Origin of the sequence: Pseudomonas versuta (assembly GCF_001294575.1) — a bacterium.
Taxonomy (GTDB): Bacteria; Pseudomonadota; Gammaproteobacteria; order Pseudomonadales; family Pseudomonadaceae; genus Aquipseudomonas; species Aquipseudomonas versuta.
Genome location: NZ_CP012676.1, coordinates 2,233,958 through 2,258,692, shown reverse-complemented (window position 1 = coordinate 2,258,692; position 24,735 = coordinate 2,233,958). Strand labels below are relative to the sequence as shown.

General features: G+C 60.2%; 20 protein-coding genes and 3 tRNA genes. 12 read left to right on the top strand and 11 right to left on the bottom strand.

The window, feature by feature from the left end:
• Nucleotides 1-48: 48 nt before the first annotated feature.
• The 8 genes from AOC04_RS10030 (at nucleotide 49) to AOC04_RS09995 (ending at nucleotide 5,879) form a co-directional block, all read left to right on the top strand.
• Complete coding sequence (locus AOC04_RS10030; protein ID WP_060692934.1) at nucleotides 49-606, top strand: CvpA family protein; 558 nt, start codon at nucleotides 49-51, stop codon at nucleotides 604-606.
• Between the two features lie 41 nt (nucleotides 607-647).
• Nucleotides 648-2,153, top strand: a complete 1,506-nt coding sequence (gene purF / locus AOC04_RS10025; RefSeq protein ID WP_060692931.1) for an amidophosphoribosyltransferase — start codon at nucleotides 648-650, stop codon at nucleotides 2,151-2,153.
• 66 nt (nucleotides 2,154-2,219) lie between these two features.
• Nucleotides 2,220-3,431: an O-succinylhomoserine sulfhydrylase gene (locus tag AOC04_RS10020; protein WP_060692929.1), complete on the top strand. Its 1,212-nt coding sequence runs from the start codon at nucleotides 2,220-2,222 to the stop codon at nucleotides 3,429-3,431.
• Between the two features lie 5 nt (nucleotides 3,432-3,436).
• Nucleotides 3,437-4,207 carry an SDR family oxidoreductase gene (locus AOC04_RS10015; protein WP_171970579.1) on the top strand — a complete coding sequence of 257 codons (771 nt, stop codon included), beginning with the start codon at nucleotides 3,437-3,439 and terminating at the stop codon, nucleotides 4,205-4,207.
• Nucleotides 4,208-4,318: 111 nt separating this feature from the next.
• A tRNA-Val gene (locus AOC04_RS10010) sits at nucleotides 4,319-4,394 on the top strand.
• A 56-nt stretch (nucleotides 4,395-4,450) separates the two neighbouring features.
• Nucleotides 4,451-4,527 (top strand) — tRNA-Asp (locus AOC04_RS10005).
• A gap of 101 nt (nucleotides 4,528-4,628) precedes the next feature.
• A tRNA-Asp gene (locus tag AOC04_RS10000) sits at nucleotides 4,629-4,705 on the top strand.
• A gap of 319 nt (nucleotides 4,706-5,024) precedes the next feature.
• On the top strand, nucleotides 5,025-5,879 hold the full coding sequence (locus tag AOC04_RS09995; protein ID WP_060692926.1) for a DUF2242 domain-containing protein: 855 nt from the start codon (nucleotides 5,025-5,027) through the stop codon (nucleotides 5,877-5,879).
• Between the two features lie 256 nt (nucleotides 5,880-6,135).
• Here AOC04_RS09995 and AOC04_RS09990 read toward each other — a convergent pair whose 3' ends face one another.
• Both AOC04_RS09990 and AOC04_RS09985 read right to left on the bottom strand, forming a co-directional pair.
• Entirely contained in the window at nucleotides 6,136-7,176 is a 1,041-nt protein-coding gene (locus AOC04_RS09990; RefSeq protein ID WP_060692923.1) for an AraC family transcriptional regulator, read from the bottom strand.
• A gap of 4 nt (nucleotides 7,177-7,180) precedes the next feature.
• Complete coding sequence (locus AOC04_RS09985; RefSeq protein ID WP_060692921.1) at nucleotides 7,181-8,311, bottom strand: carbon-nitrogen hydrolase family protein; 1,131 nt, start codon at nucleotides 8,309-8,311, stop codon at nucleotides 7,181-7,183.
• A 210-nt stretch (nucleotides 8,312-8,521) separates the two neighbouring features.
• Between AOC04_RS09985 and AOC04_RS09980 the strand changes: the two genes are divergently transcribed.
• The gene (locus tag AOC04_RS09980) at nucleotides 8,522-10,558 is read left to right on the top strand and encodes an NADPH-dependent 2,4-dienoyl-CoA reductase (protein ID WP_060692918.1); all 2,037 of its coding nucleotides are present in this window, start codon (nucleotides 8,522-8,524) and stop codon (nucleotides 10,556-10,558) included.
• A 79-nt stretch (nucleotides 10,559-10,637) separates the two neighbouring features.
• On the opposite strand, the gene AOC04_RS09975 is transcribed toward AOC04_RS09980, so the two are convergent.
• On the bottom strand, nucleotides 10,638-11,540 hold the full coding sequence (locus AOC04_RS09975; protein WP_060692916.1) for a LysR family transcriptional regulator: 903 nt from the start codon (nucleotides 11,538-11,540) through the stop codon (nucleotides 10,638-10,640).
• A gap of 127 nt (nucleotides 11,541-11,667) precedes the next feature.
• Here AOC04_RS09975 and AOC04_RS09970 point away from each other — a divergent pair, with 127 nt between their 5' ends.
• Complete coding sequence (locus AOC04_RS09970) at nucleotides 11,668-13,200, top strand: MFS transporter (RefSeq protein WP_060696924.1); 1,533 nt, start codon at nucleotides 11,668-11,670, stop codon at nucleotides 13,198-13,200.
• 75 nt (nucleotides 13,201-13,275) lie between these two features.
• Here the strand turns inward: AOC04_RS09970 and AOC04_RS09965 are convergent, their stop codons facing one another.
• The 6 genes from AOC04_RS09965 to AOC04_RS09940 all read right to left on the bottom strand — a co-directional run bounded on the left by AOC04_RS09965 (nucleotide 13,276) and on the right by AOC04_RS09940 (nucleotide 18,541).
• A complete protein-coding gene (locus AOC04_RS09965; RefSeq protein ID WP_082363772.1) occupies nucleotides 13,276-14,001 on the bottom strand; it encodes an amino acid ABC transporter ATP-binding protein in 726 nt (241 codons plus the stop codon).
• A gap of 79 nt (nucleotides 14,002-14,080) precedes the next feature.
• Nucleotides 14,081-15,322 carry an NAD(P)/FAD-dependent oxidoreductase gene (locus AOC04_RS09960; protein WP_060692912.1) on the bottom strand — a complete coding sequence of 414 codons (1,242 nt, stop codon included), beginning with the start codon at nucleotides 15,320-15,322 and terminating at the stop codon, nucleotides 14,081-14,083.
• A gap of 48 nt (nucleotides 15,323-15,370) precedes the next feature.
• Entirely contained in the window at nucleotides 15,371-16,081 is a 711-nt protein-coding gene (locus tag AOC04_RS09955; protein ID WP_060692910.1) for an ABC transporter permease, read from the bottom strand.
• Nucleotides 16,078-16,797: an ABC transporter permease gene (locus AOC04_RS09950; RefSeq protein ID WP_010656910.1), complete on the bottom strand. Its 720-nt coding sequence runs from the start codon at nucleotides 16,795-16,797 to the stop codon at nucleotides 16,078-16,080. The genes AOC04_RS09955 and AOC04_RS09950 overlap by 4 nt, the downstream gene beginning before the upstream one ends.
• Nucleotides 16,798-16,902: 105 nt before the next feature.
• The gene (locus AOC04_RS09945) at nucleotides 16,903-17,652 is read right to left on the bottom strand and encodes a transporter substrate-binding domain-containing protein (RefSeq protein WP_060692908.1); all 750 of its coding nucleotides are present in this window, start codon (nucleotides 17,650-17,652) and stop codon (nucleotides 16,903-16,905) included.
• 13 nt (nucleotides 17,653-17,665) lie between these two features.
• The gene (locus AOC04_RS09940) at nucleotides 17,666-18,541 is read right to left on the bottom strand and encodes a MurR/RpiR family transcriptional regulator (protein ID WP_060692905.1); all 876 of its coding nucleotides are present in this window, start codon (nucleotides 18,539-18,541) and stop codon (nucleotides 17,666-17,668) included.
• A gap of 133 nt (nucleotides 18,542-18,674) precedes the next feature.
• Here AOC04_RS09940 and AOC04_RS09935 point away from each other — a divergent pair, with 133 nt between their 5' ends.
• On the top strand, nucleotides 18,675-19,706 hold the full coding sequence (locus AOC04_RS09935; RefSeq protein WP_060692903.1) for an Ldh family oxidoreductase: 1,032 nt from the start codon (nucleotides 18,675-18,677) through the stop codon (nucleotides 19,704-19,706).
• A 97-nt stretch (nucleotides 19,707-19,803) separates the two neighbouring features.
• Here the strand turns inward: AOC04_RS09935 and AOC04_RS09930 are convergent, their stop codons facing one another.
• Both AOC04_RS09930 and AOC04_RS09925 read right to left on the bottom strand, forming a co-directional pair.
• Nucleotides 19,804-20,835: an AraC family transcriptional regulator gene (locus tag AOC04_RS09930; RefSeq protein ID WP_060692900.1), complete on the bottom strand. Its 1,032-nt coding sequence runs from the start codon at nucleotides 20,833-20,835 to the stop codon at nucleotides 19,804-19,806.
• Nucleotides 20,832-21,752, bottom strand: coding sequence for a GGDEF domain-containing protein (locus AOC04_RS09925; protein WP_060692898.1), 921 nt, complete (start codon nucleotides 21,750-21,752; stop codon nucleotides 20,832-20,834). The genes AOC04_RS09930 and AOC04_RS09925 overlap by 4 nt, the downstream gene beginning before the upstream one ends.
• 443 nt (nucleotides 21,753-22,195) lie before the next feature.
• Here AOC04_RS09925 and AOC04_RS09920 point away from each other — a divergent pair, with 443 nt between their 5' ends.
• Nucleotides 22,196-24,727, top strand: coding sequence for a TonB-dependent receptor (locus tag AOC04_RS09920; RefSeq protein WP_060692896.1), 2,532 nt, complete (start codon nucleotides 22,196-22,198; stop codon nucleotides 24,725-24,727).
• The last annotated feature ends 8 nt before the right edge of the window (nucleotides 24,728-24,735 follow it).

Sequence of the window (24,735 nt, the reverse complement as noted above, 5' to 3'; positions counted from 1 at the left end):
GCGGCGCTCTGCTAAAATGCGCCGCCTTATCTGTCCGTAGGCTGAACTGTGCCATTTACCTGGGTTGACTGGGCGATCGTTGCAATTATCGCCATCTCCGCTTTGATCAGCTTGAAGCGCGGCTTCGTTAAAGAGGCCCTGTCGCTGTGCACCTGGATCATTGCCGGGGTTGTAGCCTGGATGTTCGGCGGTTCACTGTCCCAATATCTCTCCGGATACATCGAAACACCTTCCGCCCGCGTTATCGTCGGGTGCACCATCATGTTTGTCGCCACCTTGCTGGTAGGCGCAATGATCAATTTTCTTATCGGCGAACTGATTCGCGTCACCGGGCTGTCCGGGACCGATCGTTTTCTTGGCATGGCCTTCGGCGCTGCGCGTGGCGCGTTGCTGGTGGTCGTGGCGGTCGGGCTCTTGAGCCTGGGGCCGGTACAGCAAGACTCATGGTGGCAAGGGTCAAGGCTCGTGCCACAATTTCTATTGGTCGCCGATTGGTCGAAAAATCTCATTCTGGGATGGAGTAGCCAATGGTTGGCCAGCGGTATCAGCGTTCCCGCTGATATTCCGTTCAAGGAGCATCTCTTGCCGGCCAATCTGGCCAGGTAAGTGGTGTTCAGTTCAGATCCATTAAGTAGGGGTTGCGTCGCATGTGTGGCATCGTCGGTATCGTCGGTAAGTCGAACGTCAATCAGGCGCTGTATGACGCGCTAACCGTCCTCCAGCACCGCGGCCAGGATGCTGCCGGTATTGTGACCAGCCATCAAGGCCGGTTATTCCTGCGCAAGGACAACGGGCTGGTTCGCGATGTATTTCATCAGCGGCACATGCAGCGTCTGGTCGGGCACATGGGTATTGGTCATGTGCGCTATCCAACCGCTGGCAGCTCGACTTCAGCTGAAGCCCAACCGTTTTACGTCAACTCGCCATATGGCATCACCCTGGCGCATAACGGCAACCTGACCAACGTTGAACAGCTGGCCAAGGAGATTTACGAATCTGACTTGCGCCACGTCAACACCAATTCCGATTCGGAAGTGCTGCTCAACGTGTTCGCCCATGAGCTTGCTCAGCGCGGCAAGTTGCAGCCAACCGAAGAAGACGTGTTTGCAGCGGTCACGGACGTACACAACCGCTGCCGCGGTGGTTACGCCGTGGTTGCGATGATTACCGGTTACGGGATCGTCGGTTTCCGTGACCCGAACGCCATTCGCCCTATCGTGTTCGGCCAGCGTCATACCGATGAAGGCGTCGAGTACATGATCGCTTCCGAAAGCGTGTCCCTGGACGTATTGGGCTTCACCCTGATTCGTGACCTGGCACCGGGCGAAGCCGTTTACATCACCAATGACGGCAAGCTGCACACCCGTCAGTGCGCGGTTAACCCGCAACTGACACCGTGCATCTTCGAACATGTCTACCTGGCGCGTCCGGATTCGATCATCGACGGTATCTCGGTGTACAAGGCTCGTCTGCGTATGGGCGAGAAGCTCGCCGAGAAGATCCTGCGCGAGCGCCCGGATCATGATATCGATGTGGTCATCCCGATTCCGGACACCAGCCGTTGCGCAGCGCTGGAGCTGGCTAACCACCTGGGCGTCAAGTTCCGCGAAGGTTTTGTAAAAAACCGTTATATCGGCCGTACTTTCATCATGCCGGGCCAGGCTGCACGTAAAAAATCCGTGCGCCAGAAGCTCAATGCCATCGAGCTTGAGTTCCGTGGCAAGAACGTGATGCTGGTGGACGATTCGATCGTGCGCGGTACTACCTGCAAGCAGATCATTCAGATGGCCCGCGAAGCCGGTGCCAAGAATGTTTACTTCTGCTCGGCAGCTCCGGCTGTGCGCTACCCGAACGTGTATGGCATCGACATGCCAAGCGCTCACGAACTGATCGCACACAATCGCAGCACCCAGGAAGTGGCCGAGCTGATCGGCGCAGACTGGCTGATCTATCAGGATCTGCCTGACCTGATCGAAGCCGTCGGTGGTGGCAAGATCAAGATCGACAAGTTCGATTGCGCCGTGTTCGACGGCAAGTACGTCACCGGGGATGTCGATGACAACTACCTGGAGAGAATCGAGCGTGCGCGCAACGATGCTTCCAAGGTGGTTGCTCAGGGTGTCGGTGCGACGATAGGCTTGTACAACAACTAAGTGTTCCCAAACCGGCCCTGATGGGCCGGTTTGCGTTTATCCAATACAAGGCAAGGAGTGGGCAGCATGAGTCAGGATTGGGATGCGGGTCGGCTGGACAGCGACCTCGAGGGCGTAGCGTTCGACACCTTGGCTGTACGTGCTGGCCAGCACCGTACGCCAGAAGGCGAGCACGGTGATGCAATGTTCCTGACCTCCAGTTACGTGTTCCGTACCGCCGCAGATGCAGCCGCACGGTTCTCTGGCGAAGTCGCGGGCAACGTTTATTCGCGTTACACCAACCCCACCGTTCGGGCTTTCGAAGAGCGCATTGCGGCCCTCGAAGGTGCGGAGCAGGCCGTTGCGACAGCGACCGGCATGGCGGCGATATTGTCTGTGGTCATGAGTCTGTGCAGTGCCGGTGACCATATTCTGGTCTCACGCAGCGTTTTCGGCTCAACCATCAGCCTGTTCGAGAAATACTTCAAGCGCTTCGGCGTGCAGGTCGATTACGTGCCGCTGGCTGAACTCTCTGGCTGGGACGCGGCGATCAAGCCCAACACCCGATTGCTGTTTGTCGAGTCGCCTTCCAATCCGCTGGCTGAGCTGGTGGATATTGCGGCTCTGGCAGAGATAGCCCACGCCAAGGGGGCCATGCTGGTGGTCGACAACTGCTTCTGCACGCCTGCCTTGCAGCAGCCGCTCAAGCTCGGTGCGGACATTGTCGTGCATTCGGCCACCAAGTTTATCGACGGCCAGGGTCGTTGCATGGGCGGCGTGGTTGCCGGTCGTGCTGAGCTGATGAAGGAAATCGTGGGCTTCCTGCGTACTGCCGGGCCGACCCTGAGCCCGTTCAATGCCTGGATTTTCCTCAAGGGGCTGGAAACCTTGAACCTGCGCATGCGTGCTCACTGCGCCAGTGCCCAGGCCCTGGCTGAGTGGCTGGAGCAGCAGGATGGCGTTGAAAAAGTTCACTATGCAGGCCTCAAGAGCCATCCGCAGCATGCATTGGCTCAACGCCAGCAGCGCGGTTTTGGCGCAGTGGTCAGTTTCGAAGTCCGGGGCGGTAAAGAGGGCGCATGGCGCTTTATCGATGCCACGCGCCTGATTTCCATCACCGCCAACCTGGGTGACAGCAAAACCACCATCACCCATCCGTCCACCACTTCCCATGGTCGCCTGGCGCCGCAGGAGCGTGCAGCTGCAGGCATTCATGACAGCCTGATCCGCATTGCCGTGGGCCTGGAGGATGTCGCCGACCTGCAAGCAGATTTGGCGCGAGGCCTGGCCGCACTGTGAACGATATGATCCTTGAGGCACCGGTGGCCGGTAATGGGCGTGTGGCGCTGGTAACCGGCGCTGCGCGGGGCATTGGTCTGGGGATCGCCGCGTGGCTGGTGAGTGAGGGCTGGCAGGTGGTACTGACCGACATCGACCGAGTCCGGGGCTCTAAAGTGGCCAAGGTGCTGGGTGAAAATGCCTGGTTCGTGACCATGGATGTGTCGGTCGAGGCCGATGTCATCGGTTGTGTGGCTCAGGTCCTGGGTCAGTTCGGGCGTCTGGATGCGCTGGTGAGCAATGCTGCCATTGCTGACCCGCACAATATGACGCTCGAAAGCCTCGACCTGGATCACTGGAACCGGGTGCTGGCGGTCAACCTCACCGGTCCCATGCTGCTGGCCAAACATTGCGCGCCTTACTTGCGAGCCCATTGTGGTTCGATCGTCAATCTGGCCTCCACCCGTGCCCGTCAAGCCGAGCCTGATACCGAGGCTTACGTGGCGAGCAAGGGCGGCTTGCTGGCATTGACTCACGCATTGGCCATCAGTCTGGGGCCGGAGATCAGGGTCAATGCGGTAAGTCCGGGCTGGATTGATGCCCGTGATCCTTCTGTGCGGCGTGCAGAGCCGCTCACCGACGCTGATCACGCCCAGCACCCGGCAGGCCGTGCAGGCACCGTGGAAGACGTTGCGTCCATGGTTGCATGGTTACTGTCGCGCAATGCCGGGTTCGTGACAGGGCAGGAGTTTGTGGTGGATGGTGGCATGAGCAAGAAAATGGTTTACCAGGGATAAGCAGCCTTCGGGAGCGTGGTTTGGGTTTTTTGCTTGTTTTGAAAAAAACTCAACCTTGTCCTTGACTTAGGTTCAATACCTGCGTAAATTTCGCGGCCTCAACGAAGCAAAGGGTGATTAGCTCAGCTGGGAGAGCATCTGCCTTACAAGCAGAGGGTCGGCGGTTCGATCCCGTCATCACCCACCACTTCTTGAGTTTCTCGAAAGAGAAAGGGCGTTCTGAAAAGAACAACCAACCGACGCGCAGCGGTAGTTCAGTCGGTTAGAATACCGGCCTGTCACGCCGGGGGTCGCGGGTTCGAGTCCCGTCCGCTGCGCCATATTTGTACAAGTCAGGTTCGCCTGGCTTGCGATTGAAAAGCACCGAAGCTCTTCAGTCACAGATTTAAAGATTTCAAACGGACGCAAGTCCGAGCGATACGCAGCGGTAGTTCAGTCGGTTAGAATACCGGCCTGTCACGCCGGGGGTCGCGGGTTCGAGTCCCGTCCGCTGCGCCATATTTGCTTCAGAGCCCTTGAACTCTCTGAAGCTACAAAGAAAGCGACCTTAGGGTCGCTTTTTTTGTGCCTGCGCAAAAAGTGGCGTAGCAGCGGTCGAGCAGGGCGAGGCCGCGTCCGGCTGGGTAGCCGTCGTAGCGACTGCTATTCATAGCCTCTACGCCAAAGAAAGAGCCGAATATACGCGAACTGCGTTCCTGGACGCAGCCTCGCGCTGCCCGTCAGCTGCTAGGATGGGCAGTGCTGAAAACATAGGCCCTCCCGAAAATCGCCAACTGATGCACAATACGCCCCGTCACCGTTACCTTCAGGATCTTTAATGCTTAAGTCATTCCCCTTGCGCGCCGTGGTCGCCGTCCTTTTGCTGGCCGGACTCGCAGGTTGCTCGTCGAAGAAAACAGCCGTCTACGAGCATGAAAACTTCGATGATTCGGGCACGTTTTCGCGTAATTACCCGGTGACCGATAAAGCCTCGTGCGAGGCTGCACGCCGCGCCTTGCTCAGCCAGGGCTATATCATCACCAGCAATGATCCGAAAATGATCAGTGGCCACAAGAGCTTCCAGCAAACTGGCGAAAGTCATCTGGAGATCAGCTTCAACGTGGTCTGCGCTGACGACGGTGGTTCAGAACATCACGCCGCCATGTTTGCCAACGCACTGCAGGACCGTTACGCGCTGAAGAAGGTCAACAACTCGGCCAGCCTCGGGGTGGGGGTGCTGGGTTCGGTGTCGATGCCGATTGGCTCCTCGGATGACTCAATGGTCAAAGTGGCCAGCGAAACCGTGTCTTCGCCGCAGTTCTACGATCGCTTTTTCGCACTGGTTGAAGTGTTCCTGCCCAAGGAAGTGAAAAAGGCTGCGCATATTCCGGAAAAACCCAAGACTGACCTGGGCGTGCCTGAGGTTGTGCCGGCCAAAGTAGAGGCCGCTCCCAAAGCCGTTGCACCAGTCCAAGTCCCTGCTGCGACAGAGCCCGTCTCCAAACCGTCAGTGCCGGCTGCAGAGCCCGAGCCAGAGCCTGTGTTGCCGGTTGAAATCCAGCCAGCCCCGGCGCCGGCTGCGCCGACAGTCCTGCCTGCTGAGCCGGAAAAAACCACGGCACCCGCATTGCCTGCTCCTGAACCGGTAATCACGCCTGTACCCACCGTGCCAGAGCCTGTGCCGGCACAATAAAGGTGCGGTAATTGCAATGAACTCTGCTACGTTTAAAAAGTCAGTGAATGGGCGCGCTCAAGAAGGTGTCACTTTTCTTTCATGGGAGCGCTTTAGACTCACTTTCAGCGCCACTCAGGCATGACTTGAACGAACAGAACGAAAAGGGATGTGACAATGGACGACTATCAGGAAGAGTTGCTTGAGTATCAGGCTTTTGAGCTGGACCCGCTGGAACCTGCGGATGACGCAACCGAGCTTTAAGCTCCAGAATGCCTCACGCAGTGTTGCGCTGGCGACGACGGAACTCTCCCGGAGTTTGCGCGTTCCAGCGCTTGAATGCCCTCTGAAAGGCCTCTGCCGAGGCAAATCCCAACAGGTAGGCAATTTCGCCAAAGGCCAATTCCGTATCGCGGATATAGGTCATGGCGAGGTCCCGCCGCGTGTCGTTGAGAACCGCCCGGAACTGCGTCCCTTCTTCTGCCAGCTTGCGGCGCAGAGTCCAGGTCGGCAGCTTTAGACGTGCCGCCACCTCTTCAAGGTCCGGCTCACGCCCCCCATTTAGCAAAGGCCCCAGCATTTGCGTGATGCGCTCGCGCAGGCTGCGGGTGCGGGTCAATTGTTCCAATTCGCGTTCGCACAATTGCAGCAGGAACGCCCAGGTCGTGGGGCAGTGCTGCGCATTACGCAGGTCAAGGCTGGCGTGGTTCAGGCGCAATTGATTGGTCTCGGCCCGGAAGTTGACTGCAGTGTGGCTCAAAACGCTGTAGCGCTCGGCATACTCGGGTTCACTGAACTCGATATCGACATGCTCGCCAAGCAAGGGGCGGCCCGCCACCGATGACAGCTGCTGCAGCCAGCCGGCAATGATCGAATCCACCACAAAACGGTTGTAGGCGTTATACGGGCTGATGGAATAAAACCGTAGCCAGGCACCCTGGGCGTCCTCGTGCAGGCTTGACTGGCCGCGATAGTTGGAGCCATACAAGGCTTCGAAGCGGATCAGCGTGCGAGCCGCTTCCCGTACCGTGGGGGCCTGGGCTGCGGTCACGCCGGCCAGCCCGGCCTGAGACAGCTTGCTCAACTGACCCATGCGCAAACCCAGTGCCGGGTCGCCGGTCAAGGCAATGGCGGCATGCCCCAGGCGCATATAGCGCGGGATCGACAAGCGTGCCAGCGGTTGGGCGAGCCGGGCAGGATCGAGCCCGTACTGATCAAGCAAGGGCAGAGGGTCTTGCCCATAACTGCGCACCGCGTCGGCCAGGCATTCAACAAACCCGACTGAGAGATCGCCCAGGCGCATCGGCAGAGATTTCACCGGGTTACAGCCACAGGTTCAGCAAGCGTGCACCGGCGCCGTGCTGGTCCGGGCTGGTCTGGCCGTTGCGGCTGATAAAGCCCCAGCCGACGCTGCGTTTGTCCCAGAATTTGCCACGGGAAAATACTGTGATCCCGGCTTGGGCTGTGCTGCTCGGGACGCTGCTGATCAACGTCAGGCGATGCCAGGCCTCGCCTTCGCTGACTTCTCCGGGCTTGAGACTGATTTCGCTGGGTGTAGAAACACTTTTAAAACCGCCCCAGGGTTGATCCCAGGTTTTTTTGCCAATCATGAACGCGGGAACGGCGATCAATTGCGCCCCCTGTTCGTTCAATGTGCGGTAATTCTCGGGGTACCAGCTGTCGCTGCCGACCAGAATGCCCAGGCGCCCGGCCGGGGTGTCGACCACGTTCAGTTGATGGTCAGGGCTGGGCTGGATATAGCTTTGCTCTTCGTAAGTCGGCAGCAGTTGGCGCTGCGGTTTGCCCTGAGGCGCTCCGTCACGACCGAACACAATGCTGCTGTTGTAAAGCGGGCCGGTGCCCGGCAGCAATTTGCCGTTCTCGATGCGCGGCTCGGGCAGCGCAATACTGCCGGCCACCAGCGTCACCCCGAACTCTTTGGCCAGGCCGCCAAACAGCGTCTGGTAATCACTGGCCATGGTCTTGGCTTTCATCCGCAGATGGGCATCGTTGACCCGGCTTTCGCCGTCGGCGCGAAGCCATGCGTTGGTGAAGGCCAGCGGATTGCTCAATGACAGCCAGCGCATGGCCTGATTGAGATTGGCGGCCTGGTACAGCTCGTTCTTTTCCCCGCGAAACATCAGCCAGGTGCCGATGTGCTCCGGCAGCACGACGATGGTTTTGTCGTTGAGCAGCCCGGCCTCACGCGCTTTGTTCAGATACGCGGCGAGTTTCAGGTGCACCAGGTCCAGGCTTTGATAATCGCGCGGCGACAGGTCCGGCTCGATGCCAAGCAGGTTGCCGTGGTCATTGTTGACGCCGTCGTTGATCGCCAGCTCGATGCGCAGATCAGACAGGTAGTGGCCCACCTCGCGTTGCTGGGCCCAGAACCAGTAACCGGCGGTTGCGGCGATCAGAGTGATGAGCAGGGTGCAGCCAAATAATTTACGCATGAGAAATAAAGCAAAAGCCATGAGCGGGGTTCGGCAACTAGGGTAGGGGGCTGGTCCCGACTTGCCAAGGGGGGCTGCGCATTTAGGTTAGCAATTTGTTACTTTGAGTCATTGAGTGAGTCAGGAGGTATCTTTACTGTGGCTGGCATAAACGACGGGAGCCGCAGAGCACCCCGCGTTCCGTGATTTAACCTGTTGTGGAGCTTGCCGATGACCGCCTCTCACTACCCGCATTTAATGGCCCCCCTGGATCTGGGCTTTACCACCTTGCGCAATCGCAGCCTGATGGGCTCCATGCACACCGGCCTTGAAGAAAAGCCCGGTGGCTTTGAGCGCATGGCGGCCTATTTTGCCGAGCGCGCCAAAGGCGGTGTGGGCCTGATGGTCACGGGGGGCATTGCGCCCAACGATGAGGGCGGTGTGTACAGTGGCGCGGCCAAGTTGAGTACCGCTGAAGAAGCAGAAAAGCATTTGGTGGTTACCCGGGCGGTCCACGATGCGGGAGGCAAGATCTGCCTGCAGATCCTCCATGCCGGGCGTTATGCCTACAGCCCCCGCCAGGTAGCGCCAAGCGCAATCAAGGCGCCGATCAACCCGTTCACGCCCAAGGAGCTGGATGAAGAGGGCATCGAGAAGCAGATCAGCGACTTCGTGACCTGCGCCAGGCTGGCTCAAAGTGCCGGCTATGACGGTGTTGAAATCATGGGTTCGGAAGGCTACTTCATCAACCAGTTCCTCGCCGCGCACACCAACCATCGCACCGACCGCTGGGGTGGCAGCTACGAAAACCGCATGCGTCTGCCGGTCGAAATCGTGCGCCGGGTGCGCGAAGCCGTGGGCACGGATTTCATCATTATTTATCGCCTGTCGATGCTTGATCTGGTTGCCGAGGGCAGTGTCTGGTCCGAGATCGTGCAACTGGCCAAGGCGGTCGAGCAGGCCGGTGCGACATTGATCAACACCGGCATTGGCTGGCACGAAGCACGCATTCCCACAATCGCCACCAAAGTGCCGCGTGGCGCTTTCAGTAAGGTGACCGCCAAGTTGCGTGGTTCGGTCAACGTGCCGCTGATCACCACCAACCGCATCAACACCCCGCAAATCGCCGAGCAGATTCTGGCCGATGGCGACGCCGACATGGTGTCCATGGCGCGCCCGTTCCTCGCTGATCCCGAATTCGTCAACAAGGCCGCCGCTGGCCGCAGCGATGAAATCAATACGTGCATCGGCTGCAACCAGGCATGCCTGGACCACACCTTTGGCGGCAAGCTCACCAGCTGCCTGGTCAACCCCCGTGCCTGCCACGAAACCGAGCTCAACTACCTGCCAGCCATTGAAGTGAAGAAGATTGCCGTGGTCGGTGCGGGCCCTGCGGGGCTTGCAGCGGCAACCGTGGCGGCCGAGCGCGGGCATCAGGTGACACTGTTCGACTCCGCCAGCGAGATTGGTGGCCAGTTCAACGTGGCCAAGCGTGTACCGGGCAAGGAAGAGTTCTTTGAGACCCTGCGCTACTTCGCTCGCAAGCTGCAGACCACCGGGGTTGAGGTTTGCCTGAACACCCGTGTCGACGTGGCGCAGTTGCTGGCAGGCGGTTTCGACGAAATCATTCTGGCCACCGGGATTGCCCCCCGCACCCCGGCCATACCCGGCATCGACAACTCCAAGGTGCTGAGCTATCTGGACGTGATTCTTGAGCGCAAGCCGGTCGGCGCCAGGGTTGCCGTGATTGGTGCGGGCGGGATTGGTTTTGACGTATCCGAGTTCCTGGTGCAACAGGGTGTTGCCACCAGCCTGGATCGCGAAGCGTTCTGGAAAGAATGGGGTATTGATACGCAACTTGAAGCACGGGGCGGCGTAGCGGGAGTCAAGCCTGAGGTACACGCACCGGCGCGCCAGGTGTTCCTGCTGCAACGCAAGTCGAGCAAAGTGGGCGACGGTCTGGGCAAGACCACCGGCTGGATTCACCGGACCGGTCTGAAGAACAAACAGGTGCAAATGCTCAACAGCGTTGAATACCTGAGCATCGACAACGACGGCTTGCATATCCGCATTGGCGAAGGCGAGCCGCAAGTGTTGCCGGTGGACAACATCGTAATCTGCGCCGGTCAGGACCCGTTGCGCGAACTGCAGGACGGCCTGATTGCCGCCGGGCAGAACGTGCATTTGATCGGTGGCGCCGATGTGGCGGCCGAACTGGATGCCAAGCGCGCCATCAACCAGGGCTCGCGTCTGGCCGCACAGCTGTAGCAACGAGCGGGCCTCGCGATACCGACGACGCGGTCATTCAGATGCACCGCCGGGATGCCGTCGCGAGGCAAGCTCGCGCCTACAGAGGGAGCGGGCCCAGCTTCATGTGCTGCGCCACAAAATCCACAAAGACCCGCAGCTTTGGCAGCAAGTGCCGGCTGCCGGGCCAGAGCACCGAAAAACGCCCCTGAGCGCTGATGTGATCGTGCAGTACCGTCACCAACTGGTTCGCCTGCAAGGCCTGATGCACTGCAAAATCCGGCACGTAGGCGATGCCCAGTCCTTCTACCGCCGCGCCAATCAACGCTTCGACATTGTTGAACACCAGTCTGTCCGGGCGTTTGCCGGGCGGCTCGCCCTGTGCCGTGGTAAACGCCCACTCCTGGAGCTGGCCGTTACTCGGGAACCGGTAACGCAAGCACACATGCTGCTGCAAATCCTGCGGCGCCGCAGGCAGGCCCTGACTGGCAAAGTAGCCGGGCGAACCTACCAGCACAAAACGAAAAGTGCCCAGTGCCTTGCTCTTGAGCCGTGAGTCGGCAAAGTCGCCGCTGCGGACCACGGCATCCATCCCTTCACCAATCACATCGACCATGCGGTCGCTGAAGTCCATATCCAGCTCGATGTGCGGATAGCGTCGAGTGAACTCGGGCAATACCGGCAATAACATCCGATAACCAATCGCCGGCAGGCTCACCCGCAACCGGCCTCGCGGCTCCTCGCGGGCCAGGGTCAATTCGGCTTCGGCTTCCTCAAGTTGCTCGACGATCCGGCTGCAGCGCTCGAAGAACAAAGCGCCTTCTTCCGTCAGGCTCAAGCGCCGGGTGCTGCGGTTGAACAAGCGCACCCCGAGCCCGTCCTCCAGGCGCGCCACGCTCTTGCCGACGGCCGAAGCCGAGATGGCCAGGCGCTCGGCGGCGGCTACATAGCTGCCCAGTTTGCCAACCGTTACAAATGCATGCAGACCACTCAAGCTTTCCATGGCATCACCGATTGCGGATTTTTTGTCGTGTCAGTGCGGATTTATAGCCTGTTTCCCATGCATTGGATCGCTTTTATCCTGATTCGACCTTGATTAAGCGATGCCGCACGGCGACTGGAGTTTTCTGATGAGCCTTCACCCCACACCGCCGCAGACTGCGGGCTGGACGTTGCTGGCGGTTTGCACCGCGGCGCTGATTCTGCCGCTGAGTTTTTCCGGTGGCGCGATTGCCACCCCCGCCATCGGTCTCGATCTGGGGGGCGGGCCGCTGGCCCTGCTCTGGATCACCAATGCCTTTATGTTGAGCTTTGGCAGCCTGTTGATGGCGGCGGGTGCCCTGGCTGACCGGTATGGACGCAAGCGCCTGTTCATCTGCGGGGTTGGCGGGTTTGGCGGCGTGTCGCTGGCTCTGGGCATGGCGCCGGGCATTGTCTGGCTCGACGCTCTGCGAGGGTTACAGGGTGTGGCGGCCGCCGCGGCGCTGGCCGGTGGCAGTGCGGCACTGGCCAATGCTTTTGAAGGACGGGCCAGGACCACGGCCTTCAGCCTGCTGGGGACCAGTTTTGGTATCGGCCTGGCACTGGGGCCGGTCCTGGCCGGGTGGCTGATCGAACATGTTGGCTGGCGTGCGGTATTTGTTTGCGGGGCATTGATTGGCGGGCTGGCGTTGCTGATCGCACTGGCGAAGATGGAGGAGTCCACCGACCCACAGGCCAGCGGGCTGGACTGGCAGGGCACCCTGAGTTTTACCGCGACGCTGGTGCTCTTCACCTGGGGCATTCTGGCCGCACCCGACAGCGGCTGGAGCAGTGCACCGGTGCTCGGCATGCTGGGCGCAGCACTGGTGTGTATGGCCGTTTTTATCGCGGTCGAAAGGCGAGCGGTACGGCCCATGCTCGATCTGTCGCTGTTCCGTTACCCGCGCTTTGTCGGCGTGCAACTGCTGCCCATCGCCACCTGTTTTTGTTTTGTGGTGCTGCTGATTCTGTTGCCGGTGCGGTTTATCGGCATTGAAGGGCGCAGCGAAACCCGGGCCGGGCTGATCATGCTGGCGTTGTCGGCGCCCATGCTGATCGTGCCCTACCTGGCAGGCGTGCTCATTCGTTGGGTCTCGGCCAGGGTGCTGTCAGCCATCGGGCTACTGATCGCTGCTGCCGGGTTGTTGTTGCTGAGCCGGGTGGGAGTCGGTCAGCCGGCCAGGGAGTTCATCGTTCCGTTGCTGGTCATAGGGGCGGGAGCAGGTCTGCCGTGGGGGCTGATGGATGGACTGTCAATCAGTGTGGTGCCCAAGGAACGTGCCGGCATGGCCAGCGGAATTTTCAGCACCACCCGGGTCGCCGGTGAAGGCGTCGCCCTGGCCATCGTCAGCGCGCTGCTGGCGCAACTGATGCAAGGTCATTTTGCTGTGGATCAGGGCGCCCGTGCGGCGCAGTACCTGGCCGCCGGAGACCTGGAGCAGGCTAGGCGTCTATTACCAGAGTTGAGTCGGGCGGCCTTGGGCGACGTTTACCGGCAGGCCTTTGCTATGTTGCTGTACTGCCTGGCGGCGCTGACCGTGGCGACGTCATTGCTGGTGCTGTGGTTTTTGCGTGAAGCAAACACACAATCCGGCACGAGCGAGCAGCAAACCCGTGACAGCGGGCTTGCCCGCGACCCGTAGGAGTGGGCTTGTCTCGCGAGCGTTTCAACGCACAGGGCTCGCGAGCAAGCTCGTTCCTACAGAGAGGGGGGGCTGTCAGTGCACAATCTGTGCAAGAAACGCTTTGGCCCGCGGGCTTTTCGGGGCGTTGAAGAAGTCCTCGGGCGGGGAGTCTTCGATGATCATGCCGCCATCCAGAAACAGCACCCGCTCGGCCACCTGACGGGCAAAGCCCATTTCGTGGGTCACGCAGAGCATGGTCATGCCACTGCCCGCCAGCTTGACCATTACATCCAGTACTTCGCTGACCATTTCCGGGTCAAGCGCCGACGTCGGCTCATCAAACAGCATGATTTTCGGCTCCATGCACAACGCCCGGGCAATCGCCACGCGCTGCTGCTGGCCGCCCGACAGCTGGCTCGGGTACTTGTTGGCCTGAATCGCAATACCGACCTTTTCCAGAAAGTGCTGCGCCAGTTCAACCGCTTTTTTGCGCGACAGGCCGCGTACCGACATCGGCGCCAGAACGCAGTTGTCCAGCACACTCATGTGCGGGAACAGGTTGAAGTGTTGAAACACCATGCCGATTTCACTGCGCACCTGTGTGGCTTCGCGCGTGGCCTGGGACAGGTCGGTGTTGTTGACCAGGATCCGCCCTTGCTCGGCGATTTCGAGGCGGTTGATGCAGCGGATCAGGGTCGACTTGCCCGAGCCGGAGGGCCCGCACAGTACGATCCGCTCGCCTTCGTGCACTTTAAGGTCGATGCCTTTGAGTACATGAAAGGCGCTGTAGTACTTGTTCAGACCGGCGATATCCACCACCACCTTGCGGGTGTCAGTGACTGGCGACACAGGATTATGAACGTAGGCAGGTTGAGCGTGCATGGTGCGTCTCCAGTGATCAGTTAAAGCGCTCGGCGCTGTAGGGCGTCGGGTCGGTGAACGGGGTTTGGCCAGTCATCATTTCTGCCAGCAGGCGGCCGCTGACCGGACCCAGCGTCAGACCGTGGTGGGCATGGCCAAAGTTGAACCACAAACCTTTGTGCCGGCTGCCGGGCCCAATCACCGGGCACATGTCCGGCAGGCAAGGGCGGCGGCCAAGCCAGGGTTCGGCGTCTACCCGCTCACCCAGCGGATACAGGCGTTGCGCACGCTCTTCACAACGGCGCAGCTGGATTTCGTTGATCGGGTCATCACTGTCAGCAAATTCGATCCCTGTGGTCAGACGAATACCACCCACCATGGGCGCCAATACATAGCCGCCCACCGAGTCGAGAATCGGATGCTGCATGGTGTGGCCGTCTTTAGCGGCGTAATGCATGTGGTAGCCGCGTTTGATCGCCAGAGGAATTCGGTAACCCAGCGGTTCGAAAATGTCCCGGGCCTGCGGGCCCAGTGCAATCACGGCTTCATTGCCGATGATCAGGCCTTTGTGGCTCTCGACCTGCCATTGCCCGGCCGTTGGCCGCAGGCTGGTGGCATCGCCGGTGACAAAGGTCCCGCCGCGCTTGATAAACAGCTCGGCGTAACCCCGGGTCAGGCCGCCCGGATCGCTGACGGTCTTGGGGTCGAGCCAGTGAATACCGCCGATCACATCGGTATGCAGGCCGGGTTCCAGCGCGTGGACTTGCTGCTGACTCAGTACCCGATAGTTGAGCTTGTACTCGCTCAGGGCGTCAGCATCACGCTGAGCCTTGGCGAAGTCGCCCGGGGTGCGGTAAACCTCGATCCAGCCGCTGTCCTGGATCAGGTAGCCCATGCCCGCCGGCTCGGCCAGCAGATCGTGTTCGCTGACACATTGTTCAATCAGCGGCAGCATGGCCCGGGTGGCTTTGGCCAGCCCTTTGCTGCCCGACTGTTGCCAGTATTTCATCAGCCACGGTCCGGCTTTCGGCAGGTGCTTGAGGCTGTAGCGCACGTCCGATTGCTGATTGAGGCCATAGCGCAGCAGGCGTGCGATTTCTCGTGGGAACGAGTAAGGAATAACACTGGCGCGTTCGATCAGCCCGGCGTTGCCATGGCTGGTGCCGGTGCCCGGCTGGGCGCGGTCGAGCAGGACCACGTTGCGCCCGCGTGCCTGGAGTTGCAACGCGGTACTGACGCCGACGATGCCGGCCCCCAGAACGATAGTGTCGCAATGCATAAACAAATCCTTGAGACGAGGGCCGTATTTGCAGCCCGAAAAATGGGTTTACTGCAAATGCCGTCCGAGACGGCCTTCGATGAATTTAAGGCTGCGGCGCACGATTTCCACGATCACCAGGTAGAGCACGGCGGCCCAGAGATAGACCTGGAAGTCGAAGCTGCGGGAGAACACCATCTTGGTGACCCCCATCAGGTCGTAAATGGTGACCAGCGATGCGATGGCACTGGCCTTGATCATCAGGATCAATTCATTGCCCAGCGGGCCGATGGCCACCAGCAGCGATTGCGGCAGGATGATTTTGCGAAAGGTGGTCCAGCGCGACAGGTTCAGCGCCTTGCTGGCTTCACGCTGGCCCTGGGCGACCGACAGAATGCTGCCGCGCAGGATCTCGGCCTGATAGGCCGCAGTGTTCAGGGTGAAGGCCAGCAGGGTGCAGAACCAGGCATCGCGGAAAAACCACCACAGGCCGACGTCTTGCCACAAACCCTTGAACGAACCCAGGCCGTAATACAGCAGGAACAGCTGTGCCAACAGGGGCGATCCACGAAAGAAGTACACGTAGGCGCCGGTAAAGCTGCGCACAAAGCGATTGCCGGACAAGCGGCCCAGGGCAATCAGCAGGCCGAGCACCGCGCCCAGGGTGAAAGAAATCGCCACCAGCTTGGTGGTCACCAGCAGCCCGTCGATAAAGCGCGGGCCATAGCGCTCCAGTAGCTCGGGGCTGAGAAACATGTTTTGCAGTTCCGCCAGGCTCATGGCTGCACGCTCCGTATATGGCGGTTGAAGTGGCGCTCAAGAAAGGCAAACAGGCGCCCGGAAATCGCCGAGAAAAACAGGTAGATAAAGCAGGCCACGGTGTAAAAGAGCATCGGGTCCTTGGTGACGCTGACCGCCAGGTTGGTCTGGCGCATCAGGTCGACCAGGGCGATGGTCGACACCAGGGACGTGTCTTTAAGCAATGACAGCCAGTTGTTCGACAGGCCGGGCAGGGCGATACGCGCCAGCTGCGGCAGCACCACTTTGCGAAAGGTGGTGAATTTCGACAGGCCCAGCGCCGAGGCCGCTTCGAATTGGCCCTTGGGAATGGTCTTGAAGGCCCCCAGCCAGATCTCGCTGGAAAACGCGGCAAATACCAGGCTGAACGCAATCATCGCCGCGACAAAGGTATTGATCGTGAACTGAGCGTCGTAGCCCATCAGGGCGAGGATCTTTTGTGCGGCGATCTGGCAGCCGTAATAAATGATCAGCAGCGTCAGCAGCTCCGGCAGGCCACGAAAGACTGTGGAAAAGGTCGTTGCCCAGGCTCGCATCCAGCGGTTTTTGGAGCGTGCCGCTACGGCCACGATCAGGCCCAGCGGCAAGCCGATGGGCAGACAGCTCAGGGCCAGGGCAATGGTCACCAGCGACCCGGCAAGCAGCGCCGAGCCCCAGCCGCCACTGGCGAAGGAGAGAAGTGAGAGTTGATCGAGCATGCTCGAATCCCCGGACAAAAAAAGGGCCGAAATTCAGCCACCGCGCACCTTGGGTGCGCAGGGCAGGGTCATTGGCAGGGAGGCCCTCAACCGAGGGCGGGCGACTCAGTAAATGTCGAAGTCGAAGTACTTGCCGGAGATCTTTTTATAGGTGCCGTCGGCAACGATTTCGTCCAGCGCCTTGTTGAAGCGCTCACGCAGGGCGTTGTCTTCCTTGCGTACGGCAATCGAGGCATCGGCCATGGTGCCGTCAACGTCACCAATGATTTTGCAGCAGTCCTTGCCGGTTTTATTGACCCACTCCAGCAGCGGGAATTTGTCGGCAATCACCACATCGACCCGTTCGTTTTCCAGCTCGCTGTTAGCTTCATCCAGGGTTGGATACAGCTTCAGATCAGCCTTTTTGTAGTGCTCTTCGGCATAGATGCTTTGGGTGGCGGCGCTCTGGGCACCTACGGTTTTACCGGCGAAGTCGGACTGGGCATCGGTGATGTCAGAGTCTTTGGGCACGGCGATGGACAGCGGGGTGCGGTAGTAGTGATTGGTGAACGCGATCTTCTTTTTGCGTTCTTCGTTGACGATCATGGACGCGACAATCGCGTCGTATTTCTTGGCCATCAGGCCGGCGATGATACCGTCCCAGTCCTGGGCCACGATGGTGCAGTCGGCGCCCATGCGCTTGCACACTTCTTCGGTGATATCGACGTCAAAGCCGTGCAGCTTGTTGTCCGAATCAACGTAGTTAAACGGAGGGTAGGCGCCTTCCGTGGCGATAGTCAGTTTGTCGGCCTGGGCGTTGGACGCGAAGGCGACAACCATTGCACATGCACTGGCAAAGCGAATGACGTGTTTCATCTAGCACCTCGTTTTATTGTTTTGATCCGGGTGAGGATGTGTAACCCACGAACTCATTGTGTAAGGCCGCGGTAGCCTCAAGACGCTTCTCCACGTCCGGCCCCAGTTGTTTGCACACTTCGTTGATCAGCAGGTGCACCAGCGACAGCATGGCTGCGGTGGATTCCCAGAACAGATTGAATTCGGTCGGTACGCGAAACACTTCGTCGGCGTTCTGGTCGGCCCAGTCGCAAAAAGTGTCGGTCACCAGCGTGACGGCAATGCCTGCCTCGCGGGCCTTGCGGCATAACAGTTGGGCATGGCGCGAATAGCGCCGGGCTTCGAACACCACCAGCGCGCAGTCCCCGGGCGGGCACAGCAGCACATCGGCGTAATGCCCGGCGGCGCCGTCCACCAGTTGCACGCCATCGCGCAGGTACTGCAGCAAATGCACCATGGACGCTGCGATCCCGCGTTCGGTCTGAAACCCTGCCACGAACACCTTGCGCCGGGTGGCCAGGCGCTGGCTCACGGCCTGCCATTCGGGCGTGAGGCTGTATTCGTAAACCTTGACCAGAGCACCGACTTCCAGCTCAAAGCTGCGGGGCAAGCCCTGGGGGCTCTGGCTGGATTGCTGGCGGAATTCTTGCAGGCGATCGCCTACCAGCCACGGGCCATCGCCCAGGTCATCCTTGAGATCGTTCTTCAGGTCTTTGAAATGGCTGTAGCCCAGCGCGCGGCAAAAACGCCCGACGCTGGATTCGCTCACACCCAGCTTGGCGGCGATGTCGGCAGCGGTCTGAAATGGCAGCTCGTAAAGATTGGCCAGCATGTAGCTGGCAATCGCCCGGCCCGAAGGGGCGGCGGTTGACAGACTGCTTTCGAGGCGTTGTTTAATCGACTGGCTCACGGCTGCTTTCCTGTTGTTGTATCAGCGCGTTGCAGAAAGTGAATGTTTTCTGTCATTAAGTCAAGAATTGACAGATAACTGTCATAGCACGATAGTTGGCCGAGCATAAAAACAACTAGATTGGAGCGCCAGAATGTCCCAGCCCGTTACCTCGTCCCAGGCTATGGAGTCGCTGACCCTCAGCGAACTGACCGCCTTGCTGCAGCAGATATTTGAGCGTCACGGTACTTCGCAGGCGGTCGCGCAGGTATTGGCAGACAACTGCGCCCGGGCGCAACGCGACGGTTCCTACAGTCACGGGGTGTTCCGTATTCCTGGATACCTGGCATCACTGGCGAGCAACTGGGTCGACGGCCAGGCCGTGCCGCAGGTAGAAGACGTGGCCTCGGGCTTTATCCGCGTCGATGCGGCCAATGGCTTTGCCCAGCCTGCGCTGGCAGCGGCGCGTGAACTGCTGGTGGAAAAGGCCCGCAGCGCCGGGATTGCAGTGCTGGCGATCCGCAACTCCCATCACTTCGCAGCGCTCTGGCCGGATGTCGAGCCATTTGCCGAAGAAGGGCTGGTGGCGCTGAGTGTGGTCAACAGCATGACCTGCGTAGTACCCCATGGCGCCCAAAAGCCGCTGTTTGGCACTAACCCGATTGCTTTTGCCGCACCCTGTGCTGGGGGCCACCCGATCGTATTCGACCTGGCCACCAGCGCCATTGCCCACGGCGATGTGCAAATTGCCGCGCGCAAGGACCACAGCCTGCCTGCGGGCATGGGGGTCGACAAGCATGGCGAGCCGACGCAAAACCCCAAAGAGATTCTGGACGGAGGTGCCTTGCTGCCCTTCGGCGGGCATAAAGGTTCGGCGCTGTCGATGATGGTCGAACTGCTGGCGGCAGCGTTGACCGGTGGCAATTTCTCGTTCGAGTTCGACTGGAAGCAGCACCCCGGCGCGCAAACCCCGTGGACCGGCCAACTGCTGATCGTTATCGACCCGACCAAGTCCGGCGGCAACAGCTTCGCCCAGCGCAGCGCCGAACTGGTGCGCCAGATGCACGCCGTGGGCCTTGAACGCATGCCGGGTGACCGGCGCTTTATCGAGCGTGCCAAATCGGTGGGCGAAGGGATCCCGATGAGCGCCGAAGAGCTGGCCAGATTGCGCGCATTGGCGCAGTAAGACCCCACACAAAATCCTGTAGGAGCGAGCTTGCTCGCGAGCTTTTCCCACGAAGAGCTCGCGAGCAAGCTCGCTCCTACAGGTGGTTCTGGGGGGGTTACAGGGTTAAAAACTGGCGGATCAGGTTCGGTGTATACCCGGTCCAGCGCTTGAGGGCGCGGCGGAAGTTGGCCGGGTCGCTGATGTTGAGGTATTCGGCCACCGCTTCGTTACTCAGGCCTTTGATCTGGTACAGGTACAGCGCCATGTGTTTGCGCGCCTGGTCTTGCTGGGCCTGAAAGTGGGTCCCGTGTTTGTTCAGCTTGCGTTTGAGGGTGGCCTGGCTCATGCAGAAATGCTGCGCCGTCTGCTCAAGGCCGGGGGCCTGTTGTGCATGGGCGCGCAAGTACAGGTACAACCGGTCAAGCAGGCTGGCGCTGAACCCCAGGCTGTGCAACTGCGCCTGGGCCTGCTGATACGCCACTTGCTGCGCAATGGCCGAGGCATTGGGCCAGGCGCGGGTCAGGTATTCCCGTGGCAGGCGCATCATGTCCAGTTGGCTGTCAAACCGGGTGTTTTCGCCCAGATGCACCCAGTACTGTTCCACGTACCGCGGCTCGGGGTAGCTGAAGCTGCACTCCCACGGCAGGCGTTCACCACTTAGCCACTGACTCATGGCCTTCAGCGCCGTCATGCTGGCCTCCATCACAAAGCGCAATTGCTCACCGGCACCGCAGCTGTCGAGCCAATAGACATAGGCGTAGTTGTCGTCCAGCAGCAGGCGCGGGGTCAGCAAGGGGCTGAGCAATGCCCGATGGCGGATCAGGGTGTGCAATGCCTGATCCAGGTTTTGTGCCTGTTGCAGGGCGTGGCTGGCCGGGCCGTAATGCCCCGGCAACAGCCGTTGGCCAAACAGAAAACTGCTGTCGTCGGCTTCAAGTAAACGCCGGGCGTTAGCGATCAGGGCAAAGCATTGTTGCGGGCTGAGACGGGTCTGGCCGGTCACGATGTCGTCGTAAAACAACCCGGTGCCGCGCAGCAGGCGATGGCTGTCGATGTCCCGCGACAAGGCCAGGTCAATCAGGGTGGCGGGCTGGTAATGCCCGGCGATGAAGCGGCTGTCGGCTTCGTACCAGTGACTGGCGTTCATGCCCGTTTACTGCGTGGCGGTTTGGCGCGGGCCAGGGCCAGGTTCAGGCGTTTGAGCAATTGATCGGGTGCTTCGTCGATCGCCATTACCACGCCGGTGCTGGCCGACAAATACACCCGCTCGCCATGTTGTCGGGTTTTGTGGGCCAGGCTCTGCACCGCTTGTTGCAGCTCTAGCGCCAGCAAACTGGCCTGGCTCTGGCCGGTATTGGGCAGCAGCACGACAAAGCGGTCGCCGGCCAGGCGGCAGAGCAGGTCGTGACGCCGCAGGTTAAGCAGCAGCAACTGACTGAGGGCCTGCAGTACGGCGTCGCCTTCCGGATGGCCGTACTGCTGGTTGATCGAGGTGAAGTCGTCAATATCCAGGGCCAGCAGTGACAGCGGTTGTTGCTGCTCCAGGCTCTGGCTCAAGCAGTCACTGATCTGGCGCTTGAGGTAGTCGGCGCCCCCCAGCGGAGTGAGTTTGTCGAACAGGCGATGCTCGCGGAACACCCGCTCGCGTTTTTCCATTTGCTGATTGATGGCCTGTTGTTCGCGGTGCCAGTGGTAGAGGCCGATGGTCAGCACAATCATGCCGACGGGCATCGGCCCGGACTCCAGCCAGTGATCCCAGCCAATGTGTTTGGGCAAGCGGATAAACTCGTCCAGCACGTCAATCCACCACGAAAAAAACATGCAGCTCAAGCCGATCGCCAGGTAGTCGGTGACCCGTCCGGCCGGCCGGCTTTTGAGTACCAGCCCCAGCCAGAACAGGAGGAACAGGGCGGTGCCGCCTTCGCCGGCGATGTCCAGCCACTGCCATTCGCTGAAGGCTTTGGGGCTGCCAAAGGCCAGGTTCAGCAACAGCCCGATATTGGCTGCAAGAACCAGCAGTCCGAGTTTCCAGCGATGGTGTTTGAGAATGTTCAGCCAGGTCATCAAGGTTCTGCCAAAACGTAGTGATGGCCAGCACAACAGAGGGATATGACAGCTGTGTGACGGGCGGCAAGGGTCGAATCAGCTCAGGCCTCTTGCCCGATTATGGGCTGCAGGCGCCGCGGATCATGAGCAGAGTGGCGTGATGCCATCGTTGGCAAGCCAGCCCCCGCAGGGGATCAGCAAGCGCCCTATCTTGTGGGAGCCGGCTTGCCGGCGATGGCTGCTATAGAGGTTTGCGTTTAAACAATAGGGTAATGCCATCCCGGCAGAGGTGCGAAACCGGGTCAAATCAGCTCATCTGGCCCCCTTTTGGGGCTAAAACGCCTCTGTTTCGGGGCTGTTGGCCCAACACTGTCACAGCACTGTCATTGCCCGACCCTAGCGTTCGCTCCCAGGTTGTCGGGCCATTTGCCCGACCTAGGTGATTGCGGGGGAGGACAAGCATGTACATGTGTCGGAGCAAGGTGCAGTGGGTCGGCTTCACGTTCAGCGCACTGGCCATGGCGATTGCCAGCGAGCGCCTGAGTGCTGCCGAGGCTGCGATTGGCGCCACCGAGCACGTTGAGGTGGTCGGGCAGGCCGTGAGCCTGGACAAAGCCCTCAAGCAGCAGCGCAATTCGGACACCATCGAAAGCGTGGTGCATGCCGATGGTATGGCTCAGTTGCCCGACGCTAACGTTGCCGAAGCCGTGCAGCGCCTGCCCGGGATCAGCGTCGAGCGGGATCAGGGCGAAGGCCGCTTTGTCAGCGTCCGCGGCCTGGGGCCGGACCTGAACAGCGTGACTATCAACGGTACGCTGGTACCGTCCCCTGAAAGTGCGCGCCGCGCCGTGGCGCTGGATGTGCTGCCGTCCGAGCTGGTGCAGTCGCTGTCGGTGATCAAAACCCTGACCCCGGACATGGACGCCAACTCGCTGGGCGGTACGGTGGATGTGCAAAGCCTGTCGGCCTTTGACCATGACGGCCTGTTTTATACCGCCAGTACCCAAGCCGCCTACAACAAGAACAGCCATCAGACCAGCCCCAAAGTCTCGGGCGCCATCAGTGACCGCTTCAGCCTCGGCGACGGCATCGACAACTTCGGGGTGGCCGCTGCCCTGAGCTGGAACAAGCGCGACTTTCGTTCGGACAACGTTGAGACCGGTGGCGACTGGGACTTCAACGATGGCGCACGGCTCAACAGTTTCGAGCAGCGGGTCTACGACATCAGCCGCGAGCGCACCGGTGGCGGGCTGAACTTTGATTACAAGCCTGACGACGATACCAAGCTCTTCCTGCGCACCCTGTACAGCCGGTTCAAGGACAGTGAGACCCGCAATTCCACCGCCTTTGAGTTTGCCAACCCGCAAGCCGAGGGCGAGCTGGGCAAGGCCAAGACCAAGCGCAAACTCAAGCAGCGTGAACAAACCCAGGAGATCCAGTCCTACGTATTCGGCGGTGAACGCATGATGGGCCTGTGGACGCTGAGCGGGCAGGCCGGCTACAGCAAATCCAGTGAAGACAGCCCGGGGCACATCGCCGGGGCGACCTTCAAAGGTAATTCCAGCTTTGCCGACAGTGGCTTTTACGACACCGAAAAACCGCGCCCGATCATCGGCGCGGGTTTTTACGACCCGGCCAGCTTCACCCTCGACAAAGTTGACTGGGAGGAGCAAAACACCAAGGACACCGAGAAAAACATTCGCCTGGATCTGGCCCGCGATTACGACGTGCAGGGCTATGCCTCTCAGGTCAAGTTCGGCGGCAAAGTCAGTCGGCGCAACAAGGACAACGACCTCAATGCCTGGGTCTATGAGGACTTCGCGGACCTGGGTTACAGCGACGCGCAGCTCAACCTCGAGCGGTTCCAGAAGGGCAATCTGCACTACTCGCTGGGCCGGTTCGGCCCCGGGATCAGTGGCGGTGCAATCAAGGACCTGATCGGCGGCCTGAACCCGGACGATTACTACAACCAGCAGGAATCACGGGCCAATGATTTCACCATGCGTGAGGACATCAACGCGGCTTACCTGATGAACACCCTGGACATTGATGACTGGCGCTTCATTGCCGGCCTGCGCTACGAGGGCACCGAATTCGAGGCCAAGGGCACCGGCGTGCGCAATGGCGAGTTCGAAGCCCAGGACACCCAGCGCGATTACCACCACTGGCTGCCGGGCCTGCATGCGCGCTATCAACTGGACAAAAACACCCAGCTGCGGGCGGCCTGGACCAACGCCGTGGTGCGCCCGACCTTTGGCCAGCTGGCGCCGGGGTTTGTGATTGACGATGACGTGGCCGAGTTCGGCAACCCGAATCTCAAGCCGCTGGAGTCGAGCAACTTCGATCTGGGCATTGAGCACTACATGGGGCGGGCCGGGACGGTGTCGGCGTTCCTGTTCTACAAGGACATCAAAAACTTCGTCTACAACAACGACCTGGCCGGCAGTGGTATCTGGACTGATTTCACCGAAGCCCACAGCTATGCCAACGGCGACAGCGCCAGTCTGTACGGGCTGGAACTGGCGTACTCACAAAAATTCGACTGGCTGCCAGCGCCCTGGAATGGGGTGATTGTGGGCGCCAACAGCACCTTCAGCCGCTCCAGTGCCAGCATCAAGGGGGTTGATGCGGCCACGGGGGCCAGCCTCAAGCGCGACATCGACCTGCCCAACCAGTCCAACACCGTCGGCAACCTGATGCTGGGCTGGGAAGACGACAAGCTCAGCCTGCGGCTGTCAGCCAACTACAAGTCGGACTATCTCTACGAGCTGGCCGGCATTAATGACAAGGCCCACGACACCCATGTCGACGCCCAGACCTTTGTCGATTTCAGTGCCCGTTACGCCTTGACCGAGAACCTGCAAATCAACTTTGACGCGCAGAACCTGACCGATCAGCCGTACTTCGTCTACAGCGGTAACAGCCGCTACAACAACCAGTACGAAGAGTACGGCCCGACTTTCTCGCTGGGCCTGACCTTCACTCATTTTTAATCGGCTTG